This window comes from Glaciihabitans sp. dw_435 (genome assembly GCF_018449675.1).
Classification (GTDB): Bacteria; Actinomycetota; Actinomycetes; order Actinomycetales; family Microbacteriaceae; genus Glaciihabitans.
Genome location: NZ_JAAVUZ010000007.1, coordinates 80,140 through 97,402, shown reverse-complemented (window position 1 = coordinate 97,402; position 17,263 = coordinate 80,140). Strand labels below are relative to the sequence as shown.

Below are 17,263 nucleotides of genomic sequence, written 5' to 3'. Positions count from 1 at the left end.
CGCTGAAGGTTCCCCACATCACGGCGGGAATACCATAAATAGAACGAACGTTCTCTAAGATATGACCATGAATGATGTCACCCCCACGAAAGTCTCCGAGCCGCGCGAGCGCCTGCTCGCCACCGCCGCCGATCTGTTCTACCGCGACGGCATCCACTCCGTCGGCGTCGACCGCATCGTGGCGGCCGCCAACGTGACGCGCGCGACCTTCTACCGCCATTTCCCCGGCAAGGAAGACCTCGTCAACGCCTACCTCAATCTGGAAGACGCCACCATCCGCGGCTTCTTCGCGAACATCCCCGAGGGAGCCACACCCGAGCAGATCCTCGAGGGGATCATCGAGGGCATCGCGAACGACATCACCTACAACCACACCCGCGGCTGCCCGTTCATCAACGCGGCAGCGGAATATCCGGATGCCACGAGCGAGGTTCGTAAGACAGTGACGCGCCATCGCGAATGGTTCCGCCAGTCGTTGCAGTCAGCCCTTGAGGCGGCCGGACGGGATGACGCGGCTGGCCGCGCCCGCACGCTCGTGCTTCTGCGTGACGCTGCGCTCGTCGGCGGCTACCTGGACGGCGTCGACACCATCCGCGACACCTTCATGACCGCGGCCCGGGCAACGGCCGCTCTTCCTGCCTAGACCGGGCTACTTGGTGGCGAGGTAGGCGGACACCGCCGAGGGAACATACGGCGAGACATCCCCGCCCAGCGCCGACACCTGGCGCACCAGGGAACTGGACACGTACGCGTTCGCGGGGTTCGGCAGTAGGAAGACCGTCTCGACTCCGGCGAGGTTGCGGTTGACGATGGCCATCGGGGTTTCGTAGGCGACATCGACCTGCGAGCGGATGCCCTTCACGAGCACGCTCGCACCGACCTCCGTGCAGTAGTCGACGAGAAGACCAACGCTCCAGCTGGTGACCGTGATGTTGCCCGGCAGACCCGCCTCGGCGATCGACTGCTCGAGCAGCGCGACCCGCTGGGCGATCGGCAGCAGCGCGGTCTTGCCGGGGTTGTGCACCACCAGCACGTGCAGTTCGTCGAAGATCCCGGCCGCACGGCCAATCACATCGAGGTGACCAAGAGTGACGGGATCAAAGGACCCCGGAACGACAGCGATCCGACTCATGGGCTTCACCCTACCGGCTGCACGTTACCGTTTCGTGACGAAGGACTCCCGCCCGACGAATGCTCAGGCTCGGGCGCGGGTGAGGCTAGTTCTTGGCGAGGAACGCCGCCTCCGAGTCATCCAGTCGGCGCAGCAGCGCCTCGCGCAGCGCCTCGTGTTCCACGAGCATCGGGTCGGAGTCGACGACCTCCGAGGCCATCTCCCGCGCATCGGCGATGATCGCGCCGTCCTTGACGACCCGCAGCAGACGCAGGCTCGAGCGGCCGCCCGCCTGCATGCTGCCGAGCACGTCACCCTCGCGACGCAACTCGAGGTCCTTCTGCGCGAGTTCGAAGCCATCAAGGGTGGATGCCACGGCCTCGACGCGCTCCAGGGAGATCGAGCCGTCCTCCGCCCCGGTCACAAACAGGCACAGGCTCGGCACTCCGCCGCGGCCGACCCGCCCGCGCAGTTGGTGCAGCTGGGAGACGCCGAAGCGGTCGGCGTCGAGCACGACCATGGCCGACGCGTTGGGCACGTCGACGCCGACCTCGATGACGGTCGTAGCCACCAGCACGTCGATCTCGCGGCGGACGAACGCCCGCATGACGGCGTCCTTCTGCTCGCTCGTCATGCGTCCGTGCAGCGAGGCGATGCGGGCGTTCGCGAGGAAGGGGTTTGTGCGCAGCGCGGCCGTCACCTCCGTGACGTTGGCGGGCTTCGGTCCCACGGGAACGGGTTCGGGCGGCGCGGCCTTCGGCGGAATCTTGGACTTCTTGACGGGAATCTCGGGCTCGGCCACCGGGTCGCCCGCCATCACGTCGCCCTCGAGCGCGTCCGCGGGTTCGGCGACAGTCGCGTCGATCGCGGGGCACACCACGAAAGCCTGGCGGCCCTGCGCGAGCTCTTCGGAGACCCGCTGCCATACCCGGTTGTAGAGCCGCTGATCTCCCCGGCGCACCACGAAGCTCTTGATCGGCACACGGCCCGCGGGTAACTCGGTGATGACCGAGATGTCGAGGTCGCCGAAGACCGTCATCGCGACGGTGCGCGGAATCGGGGTCGCCGTAAGCACGAGAACGTGGGGTGGCTCCGCTCCCTTGAGCCGCAGAGCCTCGCGCTGCTCGACGCCGAAGCGATGCTGCTCGTCCACCACCACGAGTCCGAGGTCGAAGAACGACACCATGTCGCTGAGGAGTGCGTGCGTTCCGATAACGATGCGCGCGCTGCCCGAGACGATGGCCAGCAGTGCCTTCTTGCGGTCGGCAAGGGGCATCTGGCCGGTGAGGAGGGTGGGGCGCAGGCGCGCGGACAGGTCGGGGCCGAGGGTCGCCGCGATCGATCGCAGGTGCTGGGCAGCGAGCACCTCGGTCGGGGCGAGAAGGGCAGACTGGCCGCCGGTATCAGCGACCGCGAGCATCGCCCGCAGCGCGACGAGCGTCTTGCCGGAGCCCACCTCACCCTGGAGCAGGCGGTTCATCGGGGCGGTACCCGCCATGTCCCGGGCTATCTCTTCACCCACGAGCATCTGGTCACCGGTGAGGGTGAAGGGCATGGCAGCGTCAAAACCCGCCGCGATGGCACCCGGCACGCGCGGGGTGGCGGCGGTCGCCCGCAACACCGCGCGCTGCTGTAGCAGTGCCGTCTGCAGAACGAAGGCCTCCTGAAAACGCAGGGCCGCACGGGCAGCACCGAAGTCGGCGTCCTTCTTCGGGCGGTGGATCAGCTCGATCGCGCGGGAATAGCTCATCAGCCCGCGCTCGGTGCGCACGGACGCCGGCACCGGGTCATCCAGCGGCGGCAGGGTGTCGAGCACCGTTGCCACGGCCTTCTCGATCTGCCAGCTGGCCATGGTCGAGGTGGCCGGATAGATCGGGATGGGGTGCATCGCGAAGTCCTGCGCGATGTCGCCGGGCTTGTCATCCGCCAACTCATCGAAGAGCTTGTAGTCCGGGTGCGCGAGCTGCCGCAGTCCCTTGTAGGCGCCGACCTTGCCGGCGAAGATGCCCGTCACTCCCGGTCGGAGTTCACGGGCGCGGAACGCCTGGTTGAAGAACGTGAGGGTGAGGATGCCGTTGCCATCGGTGATCTTCGCCTCGACGATGCTGCCCCGGCGGGCCTTCATGGTGCGCTCGTTGACCTCGAGCACCTTCGCGACGATCGTCACCGAGGTGTCGAGCTCGAGTTCGGCGAGCGCGGTCAGTTCACCCCGCCGCGCGTACCGGCGGGGATAGTGCGTCAGCAGATCGCCCACCGTGACGAGGCCGAGGCCCTTCTGCAGCACGGTCGCGGTGCGCCCACCCAGTGCGGAGCTGAGCTTGATATCGAGGGGCGAGGTCACCTTATGAGGGTATCCGCAGGGTCCGACCTCGCGCGCGCGGTCGCCGATCTGGGGACAAGTGCGGACTGTGGATGACCCGGGGCGATCAGCCCGCGCTGTAGAAGCGACCCCAGTCCGCACCGTTCAGACACGAGCCCTCGCCGCTGACGACGGTCTCCGCTCCCCCGGTGGACGGCACGATCTTCAGGTCGCACCCGCCCTCGACTCCACGTTGCGAGAAGACGACCCACCGGCCATCGGGCGAGTACGACGGGTACGACGCCTGGTAGTCGGCGGTGTTCTGGGACAGGATCGTGAGGGTTCCCCCGGCCGCCGGCGCCGTTGCGACGTCATAGATTGTGGCGTCCCCCTCCTTCACCGCGAGCGAGAACGCGATGCGGTTGCCCGTCGGTGACCAGACGGCATCGGACGCGTTGGCGCTGATCCCGAGCTCGGCCAGCCCCGTGCCATCCGCCCGCACCGTCATGAAGCGGTGAGTGCCGTTGTCCGCCTCCCGGTCGAAGACGATCGTGGAGCCATCGGGCGAGAAATGAGGGCTCCCGTCGGGCGGCTTGCCTTCGCCCACGTCGGTGAGGCGACGGAGCCCGGAGCCATCGGGACGCGCGAGGAAGATCCCCTGGTGCAGCCCGTCGGACTCGACCTGACCATAGGCAAACGCAAGCCACTGCCCGTCGGGAGAGAAGGACGGGGCACCCGCACCGGTGCAGGGGGTCCCGGTGCAGGTGGTCACCGCGCGCGGATCACTGCCGTCGAATCCCATCATCCAGACGTTGCTCGCCCCGGGCGCATCGCAATCGGCGGCGGTCGTGCAGCGCAGGAAGGCGATGGTGCGCCCGTCGGGCGACAGCTCCGGCTGGCTGTCGAGCGAGCCGGTCGTCAGCACCTGGCGCTGCGTGCCGGGCGGGCGCATCGACACGATCTCCTCGCCCGTGTCCGTCGACGCTCCGACGACGATCAGCCCGCGCAATTCGGGTGCGGTCGGGGTGTTGGAGAAGCTGGGAGCGGGCGCCGGGGCCGGGGACGACGTGGGGGCGGCGGTGTTGGAGGGCGCGCTCAGCGAGAAGGCCAGCCAGGTTCCAAGTCCGCTGATGACGAGCAATGCCACCACAAGCGACGCCCCGATGACCCTGCGACGGTGCATCTTCTCCGTCTCGGTGGCACCTCCGCCGGACTTCCCGGGTGTGCCGCTCTGGCTGTTCATGGGCGCCATCCTCCTCCGCGAGAACGCGCGCCGTCACCCGTCCCCACCGAGCAGAGTGTCGCCGGTGGCGCTGGTTGGCCTCGCCCGGAGGGGATGACCCGTCTCAGAACGAGTACTGGTACCCGCCGGCCGCACGCACGGCAGTACCGATCTGCTTCGTGTGAACGTCGTCGTTGATCTCGAGTCCGCGCAACTGTCGGGCGACCTCGCGTTCAGCACGCTTGCAAAAGTTGATCGCGACGATCTTCTCGTCGCGCGACTCGGCGAGCCCGTCGCGCGCGATTGCCGACGATGCGCGGCTGATCACCGCGACCTGCGCGTAGATGCCCGAGGCCGCCTCCGCGAGTCGCTTCTGAACGAGCTGCTTCTCCTGCACCTTCTTGCCGTACTTGCGCAGCGCCGCCTCGGCGTGGTCGCGCAACTGCACGGTCTGTTCCGCCACCGCAGTGGTCTGTTTGGCGAGCGCGGCGTGGGCGCCCACGAGCTTCTCCGGACGCAGCCGACGGGAAATGCGTCCGGCGATGTACGGACCGATCACCCCGAGCGCCTTGGTCGGGTCCGAGATGCGCAGACTCGCGACATCCGGTAGCGCCTCGCTCAACGCCTTCAACCCGTTCAACGCGACGAACGCGCGCATCACATCGTTTGAGCCCTCGAATATGGGGAAGATGCGGAAGTCGCGCATGGCCTTGGAGAGCGGATGATCCGCCATGTACGCCTCCCCTCCGTGCACCTGAAACGCGCGGTTGAGGGCATACCACCCGGTGTCGCTCGAGGAGACCTTGGTCATGGCGGACTCCAGCGAGAAGTCGGCGTTGCCGCGGTCGACCAGCCCGGTGGTGAGGTAACTGGTGGACTCGAGTCCGTAGATCTGCGTGTTCATCCAGGCGATCTTGTCCTCGACGAGCTCGAAGTCGATGAGCGGGCGGCCGAACTGCTGCCGCTTCGTTGTGTGTTCGATGCTCAGTTCCATGAACCGCTTCATGCCGCCGGAGATCGCCGTACCCATCGACATGCGCCCGTTGTTGAGGGTGTTCATGGCGATGCGGAACCCGTCGCCCGGCTCCCCGAGCAGGTTCTCGGCGGGCACGCGAACGTTATTGAAGTGCACTCGCTGGAGGTGATTGGCCTTGAGTCCGAGGGTCTCGAAGCGCGGGCCGGTGCTCAGTCCCTCGGTTCCCTTCTCGACGATTAGGGCGACGTGGCCCAGGTCGCTGCGCGCGAAGACGGTGAGCACGTCCTTGTCCCCGTTGCCGATCCAGCGCTTCTCGCCGTTGAGAATCCATGAGCCGTCGCTCTGCCGCTCGGCCCAGGTCTCGAGGTTGTACGCGTCGCTGCCGACGTTCGGCTCGGTAAGCACAAACGCGGCAAGTTTGCGGCCCGCGGCGAGGTCGGGCAGCCAGCGCGCCTTCTGGTCATCGGTGCCATAGAGGAACAGCGGCTTCGTGCCGATGGACTGGTGCACGCCCATCACCACGCTGAGAGTTCCGTCGACCCGCCCGAATTCCTCCATCACCCGGCAGTACCCGCTCTGGCTGAGGCCCAGCCCGCCGTACTCCTCGGGGATGAACAGTCCGGTCAGTTTGCGGTCGCCCAGTTCGCGGATGACGTCGTCGCCGACCCATCCCTCCCGCTCCGCCTTCCACGGGTCGTACTCCTCGGTCAGGAATTGGCGGGCGGATGCCACGGCCGCCGCCACCCGATTCTTCTCGTTCTCCGCGAAGGTCGGGTACGGCATCACCAGCTCGCTGGCGACGGATCCCAGGAAGAGGGATTTCGTGAAACTGGGCTTGACGGTGCGGTCGACGGTGGCCATTCCCCGATTGTGAACGTGAGACGGTCTCGTGCCGAATATGTTGTGTGATGCCTACTACCGCGGCGCGGGTGCGGCGTTGCGGGATTGTCCGGTTTCTCCCTCCGGGACGGTAGCGTTGGCACCGTCATGACGCGCATCATCTCCGGTTTCGCCGGCTCCCTCTCCCTCGTAGTGCCGCCGTCCGGCACGCGTCCCACCAGCGACCGCGTGCGCGAAGCGATCTTCTCCGCGCTGCAGGCCCGCGACGTGATCGCCGGAGCCCGGGTGCTCGACCTCTACGCAGGCACCGGCGCCCTCGGCCTCGAGGCCGCGTCCCGGGGCGCATCACACGTCACCCTGGTGGACAAGGGATCCTCGGCCGCTGCTGCCTGCCGCAAGAACGCAGCCGTGGTGAAGAAAGCGGCGCCGCGCGGCACCAAGGTCGAGATCGAGGTCTCCGGGGCATCCGTACAGTCCTACCTCGACTCCCCCAAACAGCCGTTTGATCTGGTATTTCTCGATCCCCCGTACCAGCTGACCGAGGCGGAGCTGCTGGCGAACCTCGAGTCGCTCGTGCATCGCCTTTCGGAGGACGCCGTGGTGCTGCTGGAGCGCAGCTCGCGGGATCCGGAGCCGGAGTGGCCCGCGGACCTCACCCTCGACAAGCGCAAGGACTACGGGGACACGGCGCTGTACTGGCTGAGTCCGACGGAGCACGACGACGCGGTGGTGACCGCCGAATAACGGTGTTCGGTCGGCCGGCTTACTCCCGACTCACTACAACGAAGGCATCGTCGAGGTTGTCGAAGTCCCCGTCCATGGTGAGCTGAATTGAGCTGCCCTTCGGCAGCGCGACCGCTGCGACGTCCTTGTGCAGCTCGGAATCGCACGTTATCGACGCGCTCTCGAAGTCCGCACCGTCGAGCGTGATCGCGTACGAGAAGCTGATCCCGCTGGCGCGAGAGTTGCAGGCGAAGGTCACCGCGTAGGAGCTGACTCCGGGCGAGACGATCGTCACGGAGCTGGTGATGGTGGACGAGCCGGACGAGTACCTCAGGCGGGCGAGTTCGTTTGCATCCGGCGCGGGCGGCGTCACCGCCACAGACGTGACGACGGGGTGGGCCGTGGCGGCGCGGGTCGGCTGCTGAGTGGGAACGGGCGTCGGCGCCGGTGCCGTGCAGCCGGTGAGGGCGGCCAGAAACACGAGGCCGGCAAGGGTTGCGGCGACCCGGGTCATCCGCCCCACCACCAGCTTCTTCACCATGCGCCCCCATCGTGAGCATTATTCGCCGTGCACCGAGGCTACCGTGACGCGCCCACCGATCGAAGGGACCCGGCGGGAGAAAAAAGCAGCCGGCGGGAGTCGTAGCTCCCTCCTCTCGCCAGGTTCTCCCGCCAAACCCTGCGATAACTCCCGCCGAAGGGTAATGGCGGGCAGGAGGGCGCCAGAGGGCCGCACCCGGCGGCGGCGCGGCTACAGGCCGGCGATCCAGCCGATGACTGCGGCCAACGGGTCGCGCTGCAGGCGGTAGATCGAGCTTGTGCCGCGCTTGGTGACGTCGACGACGCCCACGTCGCGCAGCACGGTGAGGTGCTGCGAGGTCGACGCCTGCGTGATCTGCAGGGCCTCCGCGAGTTCACCGACCGAGCGCTCGCCCGCGGAGAGCAGCTCGAGGATGCGGCGCCGGTTCGAATCCCCCACCGCGAAAAAGATGTCTTTCTGCACTGCCGGTCGTGCACTCATCCCGCTGCTCCGTTCCACCCCGCGTACGGGTCCCATCCACCGAGTTCACTGTACGGCTGGCCATCGACGAGCAGGCCCTCTCCGGCAACCACGCGACCGATCGCGCGGAAGGACGGCGGCAGCACCGCGTCGGGCGGGAACGCCGCCAGCAGGGAATGGTCTTCCCCTCCGTCGAGAGCTTCGCGCGAGCCCACCAGGGCGGACGACAGGTCCACTGCCACACCGCTCGCGGCCGCGATGCGCCGCGCGTCGATGGCGAGCCCGTCGCTGAGGTCGAGCATGGCCGTCGCCCCCGCGGTGGCCGCGACGGGGCCCTGCCCGATGGGAGGCGTCGGCGCGAGCTGCGCACCGATCAGGTCGGGATACTGCGCACGAAGGGCTGTGGCGGCCGAGGCATCCGGCACACCGTCCTTCACGGCCTCGGTGAAGAGCAGACGGAGACCGGATGCCGCGGCGCCGAGCACCCCGGCGACGGCCACGACATTCCCGGGCCGAGCTCCGGAGCGCAGCACGGGGTCGCGCCCCTCCAGGTCGCCGAACGCCGTGACGGCGAGGGTGAGCGTGTGGGAAACGGACAGATCGCCACCGACGACACCGCATCCCGGCGCGAGCGCGGCACACGCCTCGCGCAGGCCGTCCGCGATTCCCTCGAGAAGGGAGACGGGCGAGTCCGCGGGGGCGGCGATCGCGACCACGAGTCCGGTCGGAACCGCGCCCATGGCCGCGACGTCGGCGAGGTTGGAGGCGGCGGCCTTCCATCCGAGGTCGAAGGGGCTCGACCACGCGAGGCGGAAATCGGGCCCGTGGATCATCATGTCTGTCGTGACGACGAACCGTCCATCGGGGGCCGCGAGTACCGCCGAGTCATCCCCGGGTCCGAGGAGCTGGGCGCGGGCTGTGGGGAGGCGGGGGAAGATCCGTGAAAGAGATGCGGACTCCCCGATGCCGCCAAGGGTGTCGGCTGCCGTCATGGTTCACACGGTAGCCTGAATGCGATGAAAGCGACGCTTCGGCAGACCGCAGGCGCGGTGCTGGCACTGGGATTACTGGCCACGGTGTTGACCGGATGCACCCAGGCGGTTGCACTGCAGCCGGCAGCGGATGCCATTAATCCGAAGTGCGCGTCGGTGGTCACCCACTTCCCCGAGACCGTCGCCGGTCTCCCCTCCCGCGAGACGAACGCGCAGGCGACCGGTGCCTGGGGCTCCCCCGCGACCGTGCTGCTGCACTGCGGCGTCGCAGTGCCCGACCCGACGTCCACCCTGGTCTGTGTGACGGTGGACGGCATCGACTGGCTGCGCGATCCCGCCAAGGACCCGGTCTTCGCGTTCATCACCTACGGCCGTGACCCCGCGGTGGAGGTCGTCATCGACAGCTCGAAGGGCCTCAGCGGCAACACCGTGCTGACCGATCTCTCCCTCGCGGTCAGCGCCATCCCCGCCGAGCGTCAGTGCGTCACCCCGGACGAATCCATCGAGGGTGGCCTCCCCGTCGATACCCCGACGTCGTCCGCAACTCCGGTACCGACTGCGACGCCCCTACCGACAGCGACGCCCGCGCCATCCGTTATCCCGGTGCCAACCACGACGCCCGAGCGCGCCGTCCCGCCCACGCAGTTCGCGACGGACGCGCCGAGCAACTAGCTGTTCGCTCGCCTGCCCACCGCGAGGGTTAGCGGACGGTCTCGAGGCCCAGCGTGATGAGCTCGTCGATCAGCTCGGGGTAGCTCATGCCGCTCGCGAGCCAGCACTTCGGGAACATCGAGATCGGTGTGAACCCCGGCATCGTGTTGATCTCGTTGATCACCCAGCCCGACTCGGTGAGGAAGAAGTCTGCACGCGCCAGCCCCGATCCGCCGATGGCGTCGAAGGCACGCGCTGCGAGCTGACGGAGAGTGGATGCCTCGGCGTCCGAGATCTCGGCCGGGCACACCAGATCGATGCCGGGCGCATCAAGGTACTTCGCGTCGAAGTCATAGAACGCGCGACCACTCACCACGATCTCTCCGGCGACGGATACCCGCGGGGCGGCGTCTCCCCGCCCGCTGAGCACACCGCACTCGATCTCGCGGCCGACGATCGCGGCCTCGATGAGCACCTTGCTGTCCTCCGCGAGTCCGATCGCCATGGCAGCAGCCAGGTCGAGCGCGGACTCCACGCGTGTCACACCGACGCTGGAGCCTGCGCGGGCAGGCTTCACAAACACGGGCCACCCGAGGGCGGCGGCAGACTCGACGACAGACGAGGGCGAAGTTGCCCACTGGCGGGCGCTGACGGTCACACCGGGAGCGACCGGGATACCCGCGGCCGCGAACGCGATCTTCGCGAAGTGCTTGTCCATGGCGAGGGCTGACGCCAGCACCCCGTCACCGACGTAGGGGAGGCCGAGAAGCTCGAGCATGCCCTGAAGCGTGCCGTCCTCGCCCCATGGCCCATGCAGGATCGGGAAGACGACGTCGACGTCGCCGAGCGAGTGAGCCTCGCCCGAGGCATCCACTACCCGCAGTTCCTTGCTCGCGGTCGATTGCGGCCAGAGGATGCGGGAACCGTTGTCGACGACCTCGGGCATGGCGTCCGGGTTGAGGGTGAACTTGGCGGCGCGGTCCTCTTCGAGGGTGAAGGCACCCTCGCGGGTGATGCCGACGGGGATGACCGTGTACCGATCGCGATCGATGGCGTCGAGAACACCGCCGGCGGTGGCGCAGCTGATCGTGTGCTCGGAGGATCGGCCGCCGAAGAGTAGAACGACGGTCTGTTTCGGCACGGGTTATTCTCCCTGGGGCATCGGGTCGGTGGTGAGGTGGGGCGCGATGTCCCGCGGATTCAGCGTACCGGCGAGCACCTCGGCGACCTGGCTGACGATGGGCATGTCGACGCCCTTGGCCCGGGCCAGCTCGAGGATGGGCGCGACGGACGCGAGACCCTCGGCGGTCTGGTTCATCTGCGCGACGACCTCGGCAAAGTTGTATCCCTGGCCGAGCAGGCGACCGGCGGTGTTGTTGCGCGACAGCGGTGACTGGCAGGTGGCGATGAGGTCGCCGAGTCCCGCGAGTCCCGAGAGGGTCTCTGCACGGGCGCCATACGCGACGGCGAAGTCTGTCATTTCCGAGAGGCCGCGCGTGATGATCGAGGCCTTCGTGTTCTCGCCGTAGCCCACACCGTCGACGATGCCGATGGCCACCGCGATGAGGTTCTTGAGCACGCCGCCGAACTCGGTGCCGATGACGTCGGTGTTGACGAACGACCGGAAGTACGGGTTGGTCGCAGCCATGGCAACGGCCGTGGCCGTCTCCAGGCTCGCGGAAGAGATGACGGCCGCGGTCGGCTGCTGCTTGGCGATTTCCAGAGCCAGGTTGGGTCCGGATGCCACGGCAACGCGATCCTCGCCGAGTGCGAGTTCCTGCTCGATGACCTCGCTCATGCGATATCCGCTGCCCTTCTCGACACCCTTCATGAGGGAGACGACAACGGCGTCGGCGGGAATCATGCCGCGCACGGCGATGAGATTCTCGCGGAGGGTCTGGCTCGGGATGGAGAGGTACACCTGCTCCGCGCCATCCAGAACCTCGGCCAGCTTGGAGCTTGCCTTCATGCTGCGCGGCAGATTGATGCCCGGCAGGTAATCACTGTTGCGCTTGGACTCGGAGATTTCCCGCGCCAGCTCCGGGCGACGTGCCCAGATCGTGACGTCGGAACCGCCGTCGGCGAGGATCTTTGCGAACGTGGTTCCCCACGATCCTGCGCCGAGAACGGCGACCTTACGATTGGTCAAAACGTCCCGTTTCGGCTTGGTTGTTTTTGCTCGGGTCCCAGCGGGTGGGAGGAGCCGTCTCGTCACGAAGGCCCTCGAGCAGCTTCGTGATGGACTGCATCACGACGTCGGTGGCCTCGGACAGGGTCTTGGAGTCAAGACCGCGGCCGCGGAAGGCGGACAGGTCAACGGGGTCTCCGAAGACGATGTGGATGGTCTTGCGGGGAAAAAGGCTGATCTTCTTGCCGTATCGCGGCATGACCTTCTGCGTGCCCCAGTGGGCGGCGGGGATCACCGGGATGTCCTGCTGCAGGGCAGTGCGCACGGCGCCGGTCTTGCCGCGCATGGGCCACAGGTCGGGATCGCGGGTCAGCGAGCCCTCCGGGTAGATGATGACAGCGAGGCCGTCCTGCGAGATCCGGCGGGCGCCGGCAATCGGATCGCTTCCCCGGGTCTGCCCTGCGCGCTCGACGGGCACCTGGCCCGAGCGACGCAGCAGCGCTCCCACCACGGGAATCTTGAAGAGCGATGCCTTCGCGAGGAACCGGGGGGCACGCCCCAGTTTCCACAGCGCCATGCCCATGATGATCGGGTCGATCTCGCTGTAGTGGTTGGGAGCGAGCACGAAGGCACCAGTCTTCGGCACCTTGTCGCCGTTGTGAAGCACCAGCTTCGCGATGGCCTGCATCGGCGGAATGGCGATGAACGCCATCAGCCGAAACGTCGGCGTCTTTTCGGATTTGGTGTGCTTCTTCTGCACTGCGGGTGACGTCGATGGCACCTTCTGGCTATCCCTCGTAGACGAAGTCGGCGCCGAGCAGCTCCAGCTTGTCGATGAAGTGCTCATAGCCGCGGCTGATGATTCCCACGTTGCTGATGGTCGACTGACCTTCGGCCGTGAGCGCAGCGATCAGGTGGCTGAAACCGCCGCGCAGGTCGGGAACGCGGATGTCGGCGCCGTGAAGCTTCGTCGGACCGGTGATGACGGCCGCCTGCTCCAGCGGACGCTGGGGCACACGACGCGTGAGGCCGGCAAGACCGTCCTTGTGCACGACGATGTTGGCGCCCATCTCGATGAGCGCGTCGGTGAAACCGAAGCGGTTCTCGTAGACGGTCTCGTGCACGACCGAGATGCCGTGGGCCTTCGTCAGTGCGACGATGAGCGGCTGCTGCCAGTCGGTCATGAAGCCGGGGTGCACGTCGGTCTCGACGACGACGGGCTTGAGGTCGCCACCCGGGTGCCAGAAACGAATTCCGTCATCCTTGATGTCGAACGCTCCACCGACCTTGCGGAAGATGTTGAGGAAGTTCATGAGTTCCTGCTGGCGTGCACCACCGACGAAGATGTCGCCCTCGGTAGCGAGCGCGGCGGATGCCCAGCTGGCTGCCTCGTTGCGGTCGAAGAGTGCCGTGTGCTCGTATCCCTCGAGCTTGTCGACACCCTCGATGAAGATCACGCGGTTGGGCTCGACGTTGATGATCGCGCCCATCTTCTGCAGGATCGCGATGAGGTCCATGATCTCGGGCTCGATGGCCGCGTTCTTGAGTTCGGTGACGCCCTTCGCCCGCACGGCGGTGAGCAGCACCTGCTCGGTCGCGCCGACGCTCGGGTAGGGCAGCTCGATCTCTGCACCCTTGAGGCCGTTCGGGGCCGTCAGGCGGATGCCCTCGTAGCTCTTGTCAACGACGGCACCGAACGCGCGCAGCGCGTCCATGTGGAAGTCGATCGGGCGGTCGCCGATGCGGCAGCCGCCGAGGTCGGGGATCAGCGCCTCGCCCAGACGGTGCAGGAGCGGGCCACAGAACAGGATCGGGATGCGGCTGGAGCCGGCAAGCGCGTCGATCTCGGCGAAGTGAGCCTTGAGCACGTTGCTCGGGTCGAGCGTCAGCTCGCCCTCGGCGGTGCTGGTGACCGAGACGCCGTACGCGTTGAGCATTCCGGTCACGACATTGATGTCGCTGATGTCCGGAACGTTCTTCAGAACGCTGGGCGAGTCACCGAGCAGTGCCGCCACCATGGCCTTGGTCGCGAGGTTCTTTGCACCCCGAACCTCGATACGCCCGCGAAGTGGTTTTCCGCCGTTGATAACAATTTTGTCTGACTTCAGTCCGACTCGTTCTCCGGCCTTCTGGGCGTCTGTGAGGAGCGACATCTATTTCACCGGCAATGTTTTGGGCCGCCATGAAGCACGGCTGTTTTCGAATTCTGTAATGTGCGCTTCGTCACGCAGGGTCAGGCCAATATCGTCCAGGCCTTCGAGCAAACGCCATCTAGTGTAATCGTCGATCTCGAATGGAACGCTCAGGTCGCCGATCACGGCGGTTCTCTCGAGCAGGTCAACGGAGATCTGGATTCCCGGCGTCGCAGCGGTCAGAGCCCAGATTTTCTCTGCGTCTGCCTCGCTGATCTGCCCGGCCAGAAGGCCCTGCTTTCCCGAGTTTCCCCGGAAAATGTCGCCGAACCGAGGGCTCAGCACGGCGTTGAAGCCGAAGTCTCGAAGTGCCCATACCGCGTGCTCGCGGCTGGACCCCGTTCCGAAGTCCGGGCCGGCGATCAGAACACCGCCGTGTGCATACAGCGGGTTGTTGATCACGAAGTCGGGATCCTGGCGCCAGCCGTAGAACAGCGCATCCTCGAAGCCGGTCTTGGTGACGCGCTTGAGGAAGACGGCCGGGATGATCTGGTCGGTATCGACGTTGCCACGTGGCAGCGGAACCGCGGCGCCGGTGACGACCGTGACTTTCTCCATCAGTTGTTCTCCTGGCTTCCGTCGGGACCCGCGACATAGTCGGGATCGATGTCCAGCGTGCGCGCTCCGCGGTTCGCGGGAGTGCCGGATGCCTCGGCAGACGCGAAGTCGCCGGCGAGAACCGGTTCTCCGGCCGTCGCGAGGTCCCACGGGCTGCTCAGCGTTCCGCGGATGGCGGTCGCCGCGGCAACGAGCGGGGAAACGAGGTGGGTGCGACCACCCTTGCCCTGGCGTCCCTCGAAGTTGCGGTTGGAGGTTGACGCACAGCGCTCCCCCGGTGCGAGCTGGTCGGGGTTCATGCCGAGACACATGGAACAACCGGCAAAACGCCACTCGGCGCCGAACTCCTCGACGATCTTGTCGATGCCTTCGGCCTCGGCTTCGATGCGAACCCGGGCGGAACCGGGGACGACCATGACGCGAACGCCATCGGCCTTCTTCTTGCCCTTGATGATCGAGGCGAAGGCACGCAGGTCTTCGATGCGGCTGTTGGTGCACGACCCCATGAAGACGGCGTCGACGTGGATGTCCTTCATCGGGGTGCCGGCCGTGATGTCCATGTATTCGAGGGCACGCTCGGCGGAGGCCCGCTCGTTCGGATCGGCGATGTCGGCGGGGTTCGGAACGGGCTCGCTCAGCGATACGCCCTGGCCCGGGTTGGTGCCCCAGGTGACGAACGGTTCGAGTTCGTTGGCGTCGAGGAAGACCTCGGCGTCAAACACGGCGTCATCGTCGGTCGCCAGGGTGTCCCAGTACGCGACCGCGTCGTCCCAGTCCGTTCCCACGGGAGCGTGCGGGCGCCCCTTGAGGTAGTCGTAGGTGGTCTGGTCGGGAGCGACCATGCCAGCGCGTGCACCGGCTTCGATCGACATGTTGCAGATGGTCATGCGGCCGTCCATAGACAGCGAGCGGATGGCACTGCCGCGGTATTCCAGGACGTAGCCCTGTCCCCCACCGGTGCCGATCTTCGCGATCACAGCCAGGATGATGTCCTTTGCCGTGACGCCCGGGCGCAGGGTGCCCTCGACGGTGATCGCCATGGTCTTGAAGGGCTTCAGCGGCAACGTCTGTGTGGCGAGCACGTGCTCCACCTCGCTGGTGCCGATGCCGAATGCCATTGCGCCGAAGGCGCCGTGCGTTGACGTGTGGGAGTCTCCGCAGACGACGGTGATTCCCGGCATGGTCAGTCCGAGCTGCGGGCCCACGACGTGAACGATGCCCTGCTCGATGTCTCCGAGCGAGTGCAGGCGGACCCCGAACTCGGCGGCGTTGTTGCGCAGGGTCTGGATCTGCGTGCGGCTGGTGAGGTCGGCGATGGGCTTGTCGATTGCCAGCGTCGGAGTGTTGTGATCCTCGGTGGCGATGGTCAGATCGAGGCGGCGTACGGGGCGCCCGGCCTGGCGAAGGCCGTCGAATGCCTGCGGGCTCGTTACCTCGTGCACCAGGTGAAGGTCGATGTAGATGAGGTCGGGGCTGCCGTTCTCGCCCTTGACCACGACGTGGTCGTCCCACACCTTTTCGGCCAGGGTACGGGCGGGGACGTCGTGCGTTTCCGGTTCTTCGTGCGGAGCGTTCATGATTGCGGTCTTTCTAAGAAGGTGGTCAGCCAACGGCAAACTCCGCGACGAGGAAGGCCTGGGGAATTAGGTCTCGTCGCGGCAACGAAGAAGGAGGAGCCGCTCGAACTGCACATTTTTCAGGGTAGCACCCGACGGCTGCCGGCACCCTGAGCGGCGCGCACGACACGATCAGGCAGCGTGGATTAGCGCCCGCAACCGCTACATTCGCCCCACGACTGGGGCGGCGGACTGACCGCTCAGCCCATAGTTGGAGTGGTGAGCTCTGCAAGCTGGCGAAGAATGACATCCCAGTGGGCGCGTGCCTCCGAGAGTGACTCATTTCGCGCGAGGTGCAGGCGCGAATTCACGCGATCGTACTCGTCCGCCGACAGCCCGGGCCACACCCGTGCCCACACATCGCCCTCGAGCAGCAGCGCAGCGAGCGCACGGGAGTCGGCGCTGAGATCCGAGGTAGCGGGGATGGATTCCCGGCCCCGGGCCGCGGCACTCGCGTCCACGTCGTCGCGCTTCGCCCACGCCACCAATTCCGCTCGCGTCTTCGCGGCAGTGGCCTTGCCGGACTCCGTCAGAAAGTCATCGAAGGGTGCCTCGCGGCGCCGGTCGATCAGGCCAAGTTCCACCGCGCGCCCCGACATCCTTGTTTCCAGCCAGATGAGCTGGCGTCGCAGCGCGTGGGACTTCTGATTGGCGAGGCTCACCCACGCCGTGTGCAGCAGCGGGTGCGCGGGCTCGACCGCGGTCGCCACGGCGGTGATCTCCGTCGAGTCCGACAGCGACTTCGACTGCAGGGCCGCGTGCCCACCCCCGACGAGATCCGCGAGCACCGCCGCCTGAATTACGGCGTCGAACGATCCCTGCTTGCCCTGGCCCCTGGGCCAGGGAGCCGCCAACCGGGTCGCGGGATTCCATTGGGTCAGAAAGACGACGTCGGCGAGAAGGATCTCGCTGCCCGCGTGTGATCCGGTGGTCATCGTGTGCCTCTTTCGGGAAA

At 66.9% G+C, this 17,263-nt stretch carries 17 protein-coding genes; 3 read left to right on the top strand and 14 right to left on the bottom strand.

Annotated features, from left to right (window positions below; genetic code table 11):
• Positions 1 to 67: 67 nt before the first annotated feature.
• A complete protein-coding gene (locus HB677_RS11095) occupies positions 68 to 643 on the top strand; it encodes a TetR/AcrR family transcriptional regulator (RefSeq protein ID WP_213815773.1) in 576 nt (191 codons plus the stop codon).
• A gap of 6 nt (positions 644 to 649) precedes the next feature.
• Here the strand turns inward: HB677_RS11095 and coaD are convergent, their stop codons facing one another.
• From coaD to HB677_RS11075, 4 genes are all read right to left on the bottom strand, one after another.
• Positions 650 to 1,132 carry a pantetheine-phosphate adenylyltransferase gene (gene coaD, locus HB677_RS11090; protein WP_213815772.1) on the bottom strand — a complete coding sequence of 161 codons (483 nt, stop codon included), beginning with the start codon at positions 1,130 to 1,132 and terminating at the stop codon, positions 650 to 652.
• Between the two features lie 85 nt (positions 1,133 to 1,217).
• Entirely contained in the window at positions 1,218 to 3,452 is a 2,235-nt protein-coding gene (locus HB677_RS11085) for an ATP-dependent DNA helicase RecG (protein ID WP_213815771.1), read from the bottom strand.
• A gap of 85 nt (positions 3,453 to 3,537) precedes the next feature.
• Positions 3,538 to 4,653 carry a PD40 domain-containing protein gene (locus HB677_RS11080; RefSeq protein WP_213815770.1) on the bottom strand — a complete coding sequence of 372 codons (1,116 nt, stop codon included), beginning with the start codon at positions 4,651 to 4,653 and terminating at the stop codon, positions 3,538 to 3,540.
• A 103-nt stretch (positions 4,654 to 4,756) separates the two neighbouring features.
• Entirely contained in the window at positions 4,757 to 6,469 is a 1,713-nt protein-coding gene (locus tag HB677_RS11075; RefSeq protein ID WP_213815769.1) for an acyl-CoA dehydrogenase family protein, read from the bottom strand.
• A gap of 126 nt (positions 6,470 to 6,595) precedes the next feature.
• On the opposite strand from HB677_RS11075, the gene rsmD reads away from it, so the two are divergent.
• Positions 6,596 to 7,192 carry a 16S rRNA (guanine(966)-N(2))-methyltransferase RsmD gene (rsmD, locus tag HB677_RS11070; RefSeq protein ID WP_213815768.1) on the top strand — a complete coding sequence of 199 codons (597 nt, stop codon included), beginning with the start codon at positions 6,596 to 6,598 and terminating at the stop codon, positions 7,190 to 7,192.
• A 19-nt stretch (positions 7,193 to 7,211) separates the two neighbouring features.
• Here the strand turns inward: rsmD and HB677_RS11065 are convergent, their stop codons facing one another.
• From HB677_RS11065 to thiL, 3 genes are all read right to left on the bottom strand, one after another.
• Positions 7,212 to 7,712 (bottom strand): hypothetical protein, encoded by a 501-nt coding sequence (locus HB677_RS11065; RefSeq protein ID WP_213815767.1) that lies wholly within the window; start codon positions 7,710 to 7,712, stop codon positions 7,212 to 7,214.
• A gap of 210 nt (positions 7,713 to 7,922) precedes the next feature.
• The gene (locus tag HB677_RS11060; RefSeq protein ID WP_213815766.1) at positions 7,923 to 8,192 is read right to left on the bottom strand and encodes a helix-turn-helix transcriptional regulator; all 270 of its coding nucleotides are present in this window, start codon (positions 8,190 to 8,192) and stop codon (positions 7,923 to 7,925) included.
• A complete protein-coding gene (gene thiL, locus HB677_RS11055) occupies positions 8,189 to 9,163 on the bottom strand; it encodes a thiamine-phosphate kinase (protein ID WP_213815765.1) in 975 nt (324 codons plus the stop codon). Before thiL ends, HB677_RS11060 begins: the two co-directional genes overlap by 4 nt.
• A gap of 24 nt (positions 9,164 to 9,187) precedes the next feature.
• Here thiL and HB677_RS11050 point away from each other — a divergent pair, with 24 nt between their 5' ends.
• Complete coding sequence (locus HB677_RS11050; protein WP_213815764.1) at positions 9,188 to 9,835, top strand: DUF3515 family protein; 648 nt, start codon at positions 9,188 to 9,190, stop codon at positions 9,833 to 9,835.
• A 28-nt stretch (positions 9,836 to 9,863) separates the two neighbouring features.
• Here HB677_RS11050 and HB677_RS11045 read toward each other — a convergent pair whose 3' ends face one another.
• The 7 genes from HB677_RS11045 to HB677_RS11015 all read right to left on the bottom strand — a co-directional run bounded on the left by HB677_RS11045 (position 9,864) and on the right by HB677_RS11015 (position 17,243).
• A complete protein-coding gene (locus tag HB677_RS11045) occupies positions 9,864 to 10,955 on the bottom strand; it encodes a D-alanine--D-alanine ligase family protein (RefSeq protein ID WP_213815763.1) in 1,092 nt (363 codons plus the stop codon).
• A gap of 3 nt (positions 10,956 to 10,958) precedes the next feature.
• Positions 10,959 to 11,963 (bottom strand): NAD(P)H-dependent glycerol-3-phosphate dehydrogenase, encoded by a 1,005-nt coding sequence (locus HB677_RS11040; RefSeq protein ID WP_213815762.1) that lies wholly within the window; start codon positions 11,961 to 11,963, stop codon positions 10,959 to 10,961.
• The gene (locus tag HB677_RS11035) at positions 11,950 to 12,630 is read right to left on the bottom strand and encodes a 1-acyl-sn-glycerol-3-phosphate acyltransferase (RefSeq protein ID WP_255546551.1); all 681 of its coding nucleotides are present in this window, start codon (positions 12,628 to 12,630) and stop codon (positions 11,950 to 11,952) included. Before HB677_RS11035 ends, HB677_RS11040 begins: the two co-directional genes overlap by 14 nt.
• Positions 12,631 to 12,730: 100 nt before the next feature.
• On the bottom strand, positions 12,731 to 14,095 hold the full coding sequence (murA, locus tag HB677_RS11030) for a UDP-N-acetylglucosamine 1-carboxyvinyltransferase (protein WP_213815761.1): 1,365 nt from the start codon (positions 14,093 to 14,095) through the stop codon (positions 12,731 to 12,733).
• A complete protein-coding gene (gene leuD / locus HB677_RS11025; RefSeq protein ID WP_213815760.1) occupies positions 14,096 to 14,692 on the bottom strand; it encodes a 3-isopropylmalate dehydratase small subunit in 597 nt (198 codons plus the stop codon).
• Complete coding sequence (gene leuC / locus HB677_RS11020) at positions 14,692 to 16,269, bottom strand: 3-isopropylmalate dehydratase large subunit (RefSeq protein WP_255546542.1); 1,578 nt, start codon at positions 16,267 to 16,269, stop codon at positions 14,692 to 14,694. Before leuC ends, leuD begins: the two co-directional genes overlap by 1 nt.
• A gap of 239 nt (positions 16,270 to 16,508) precedes the next feature.
• Complete coding sequence (locus HB677_RS11015) at positions 16,509 to 17,243, bottom strand: hypothetical protein (protein WP_213815759.1); 735 nt, start codon at positions 17,241 to 17,243, stop codon at positions 16,509 to 16,511.
• Positions 17,244 to 17,263 lie beyond the last annotated feature (20 nt).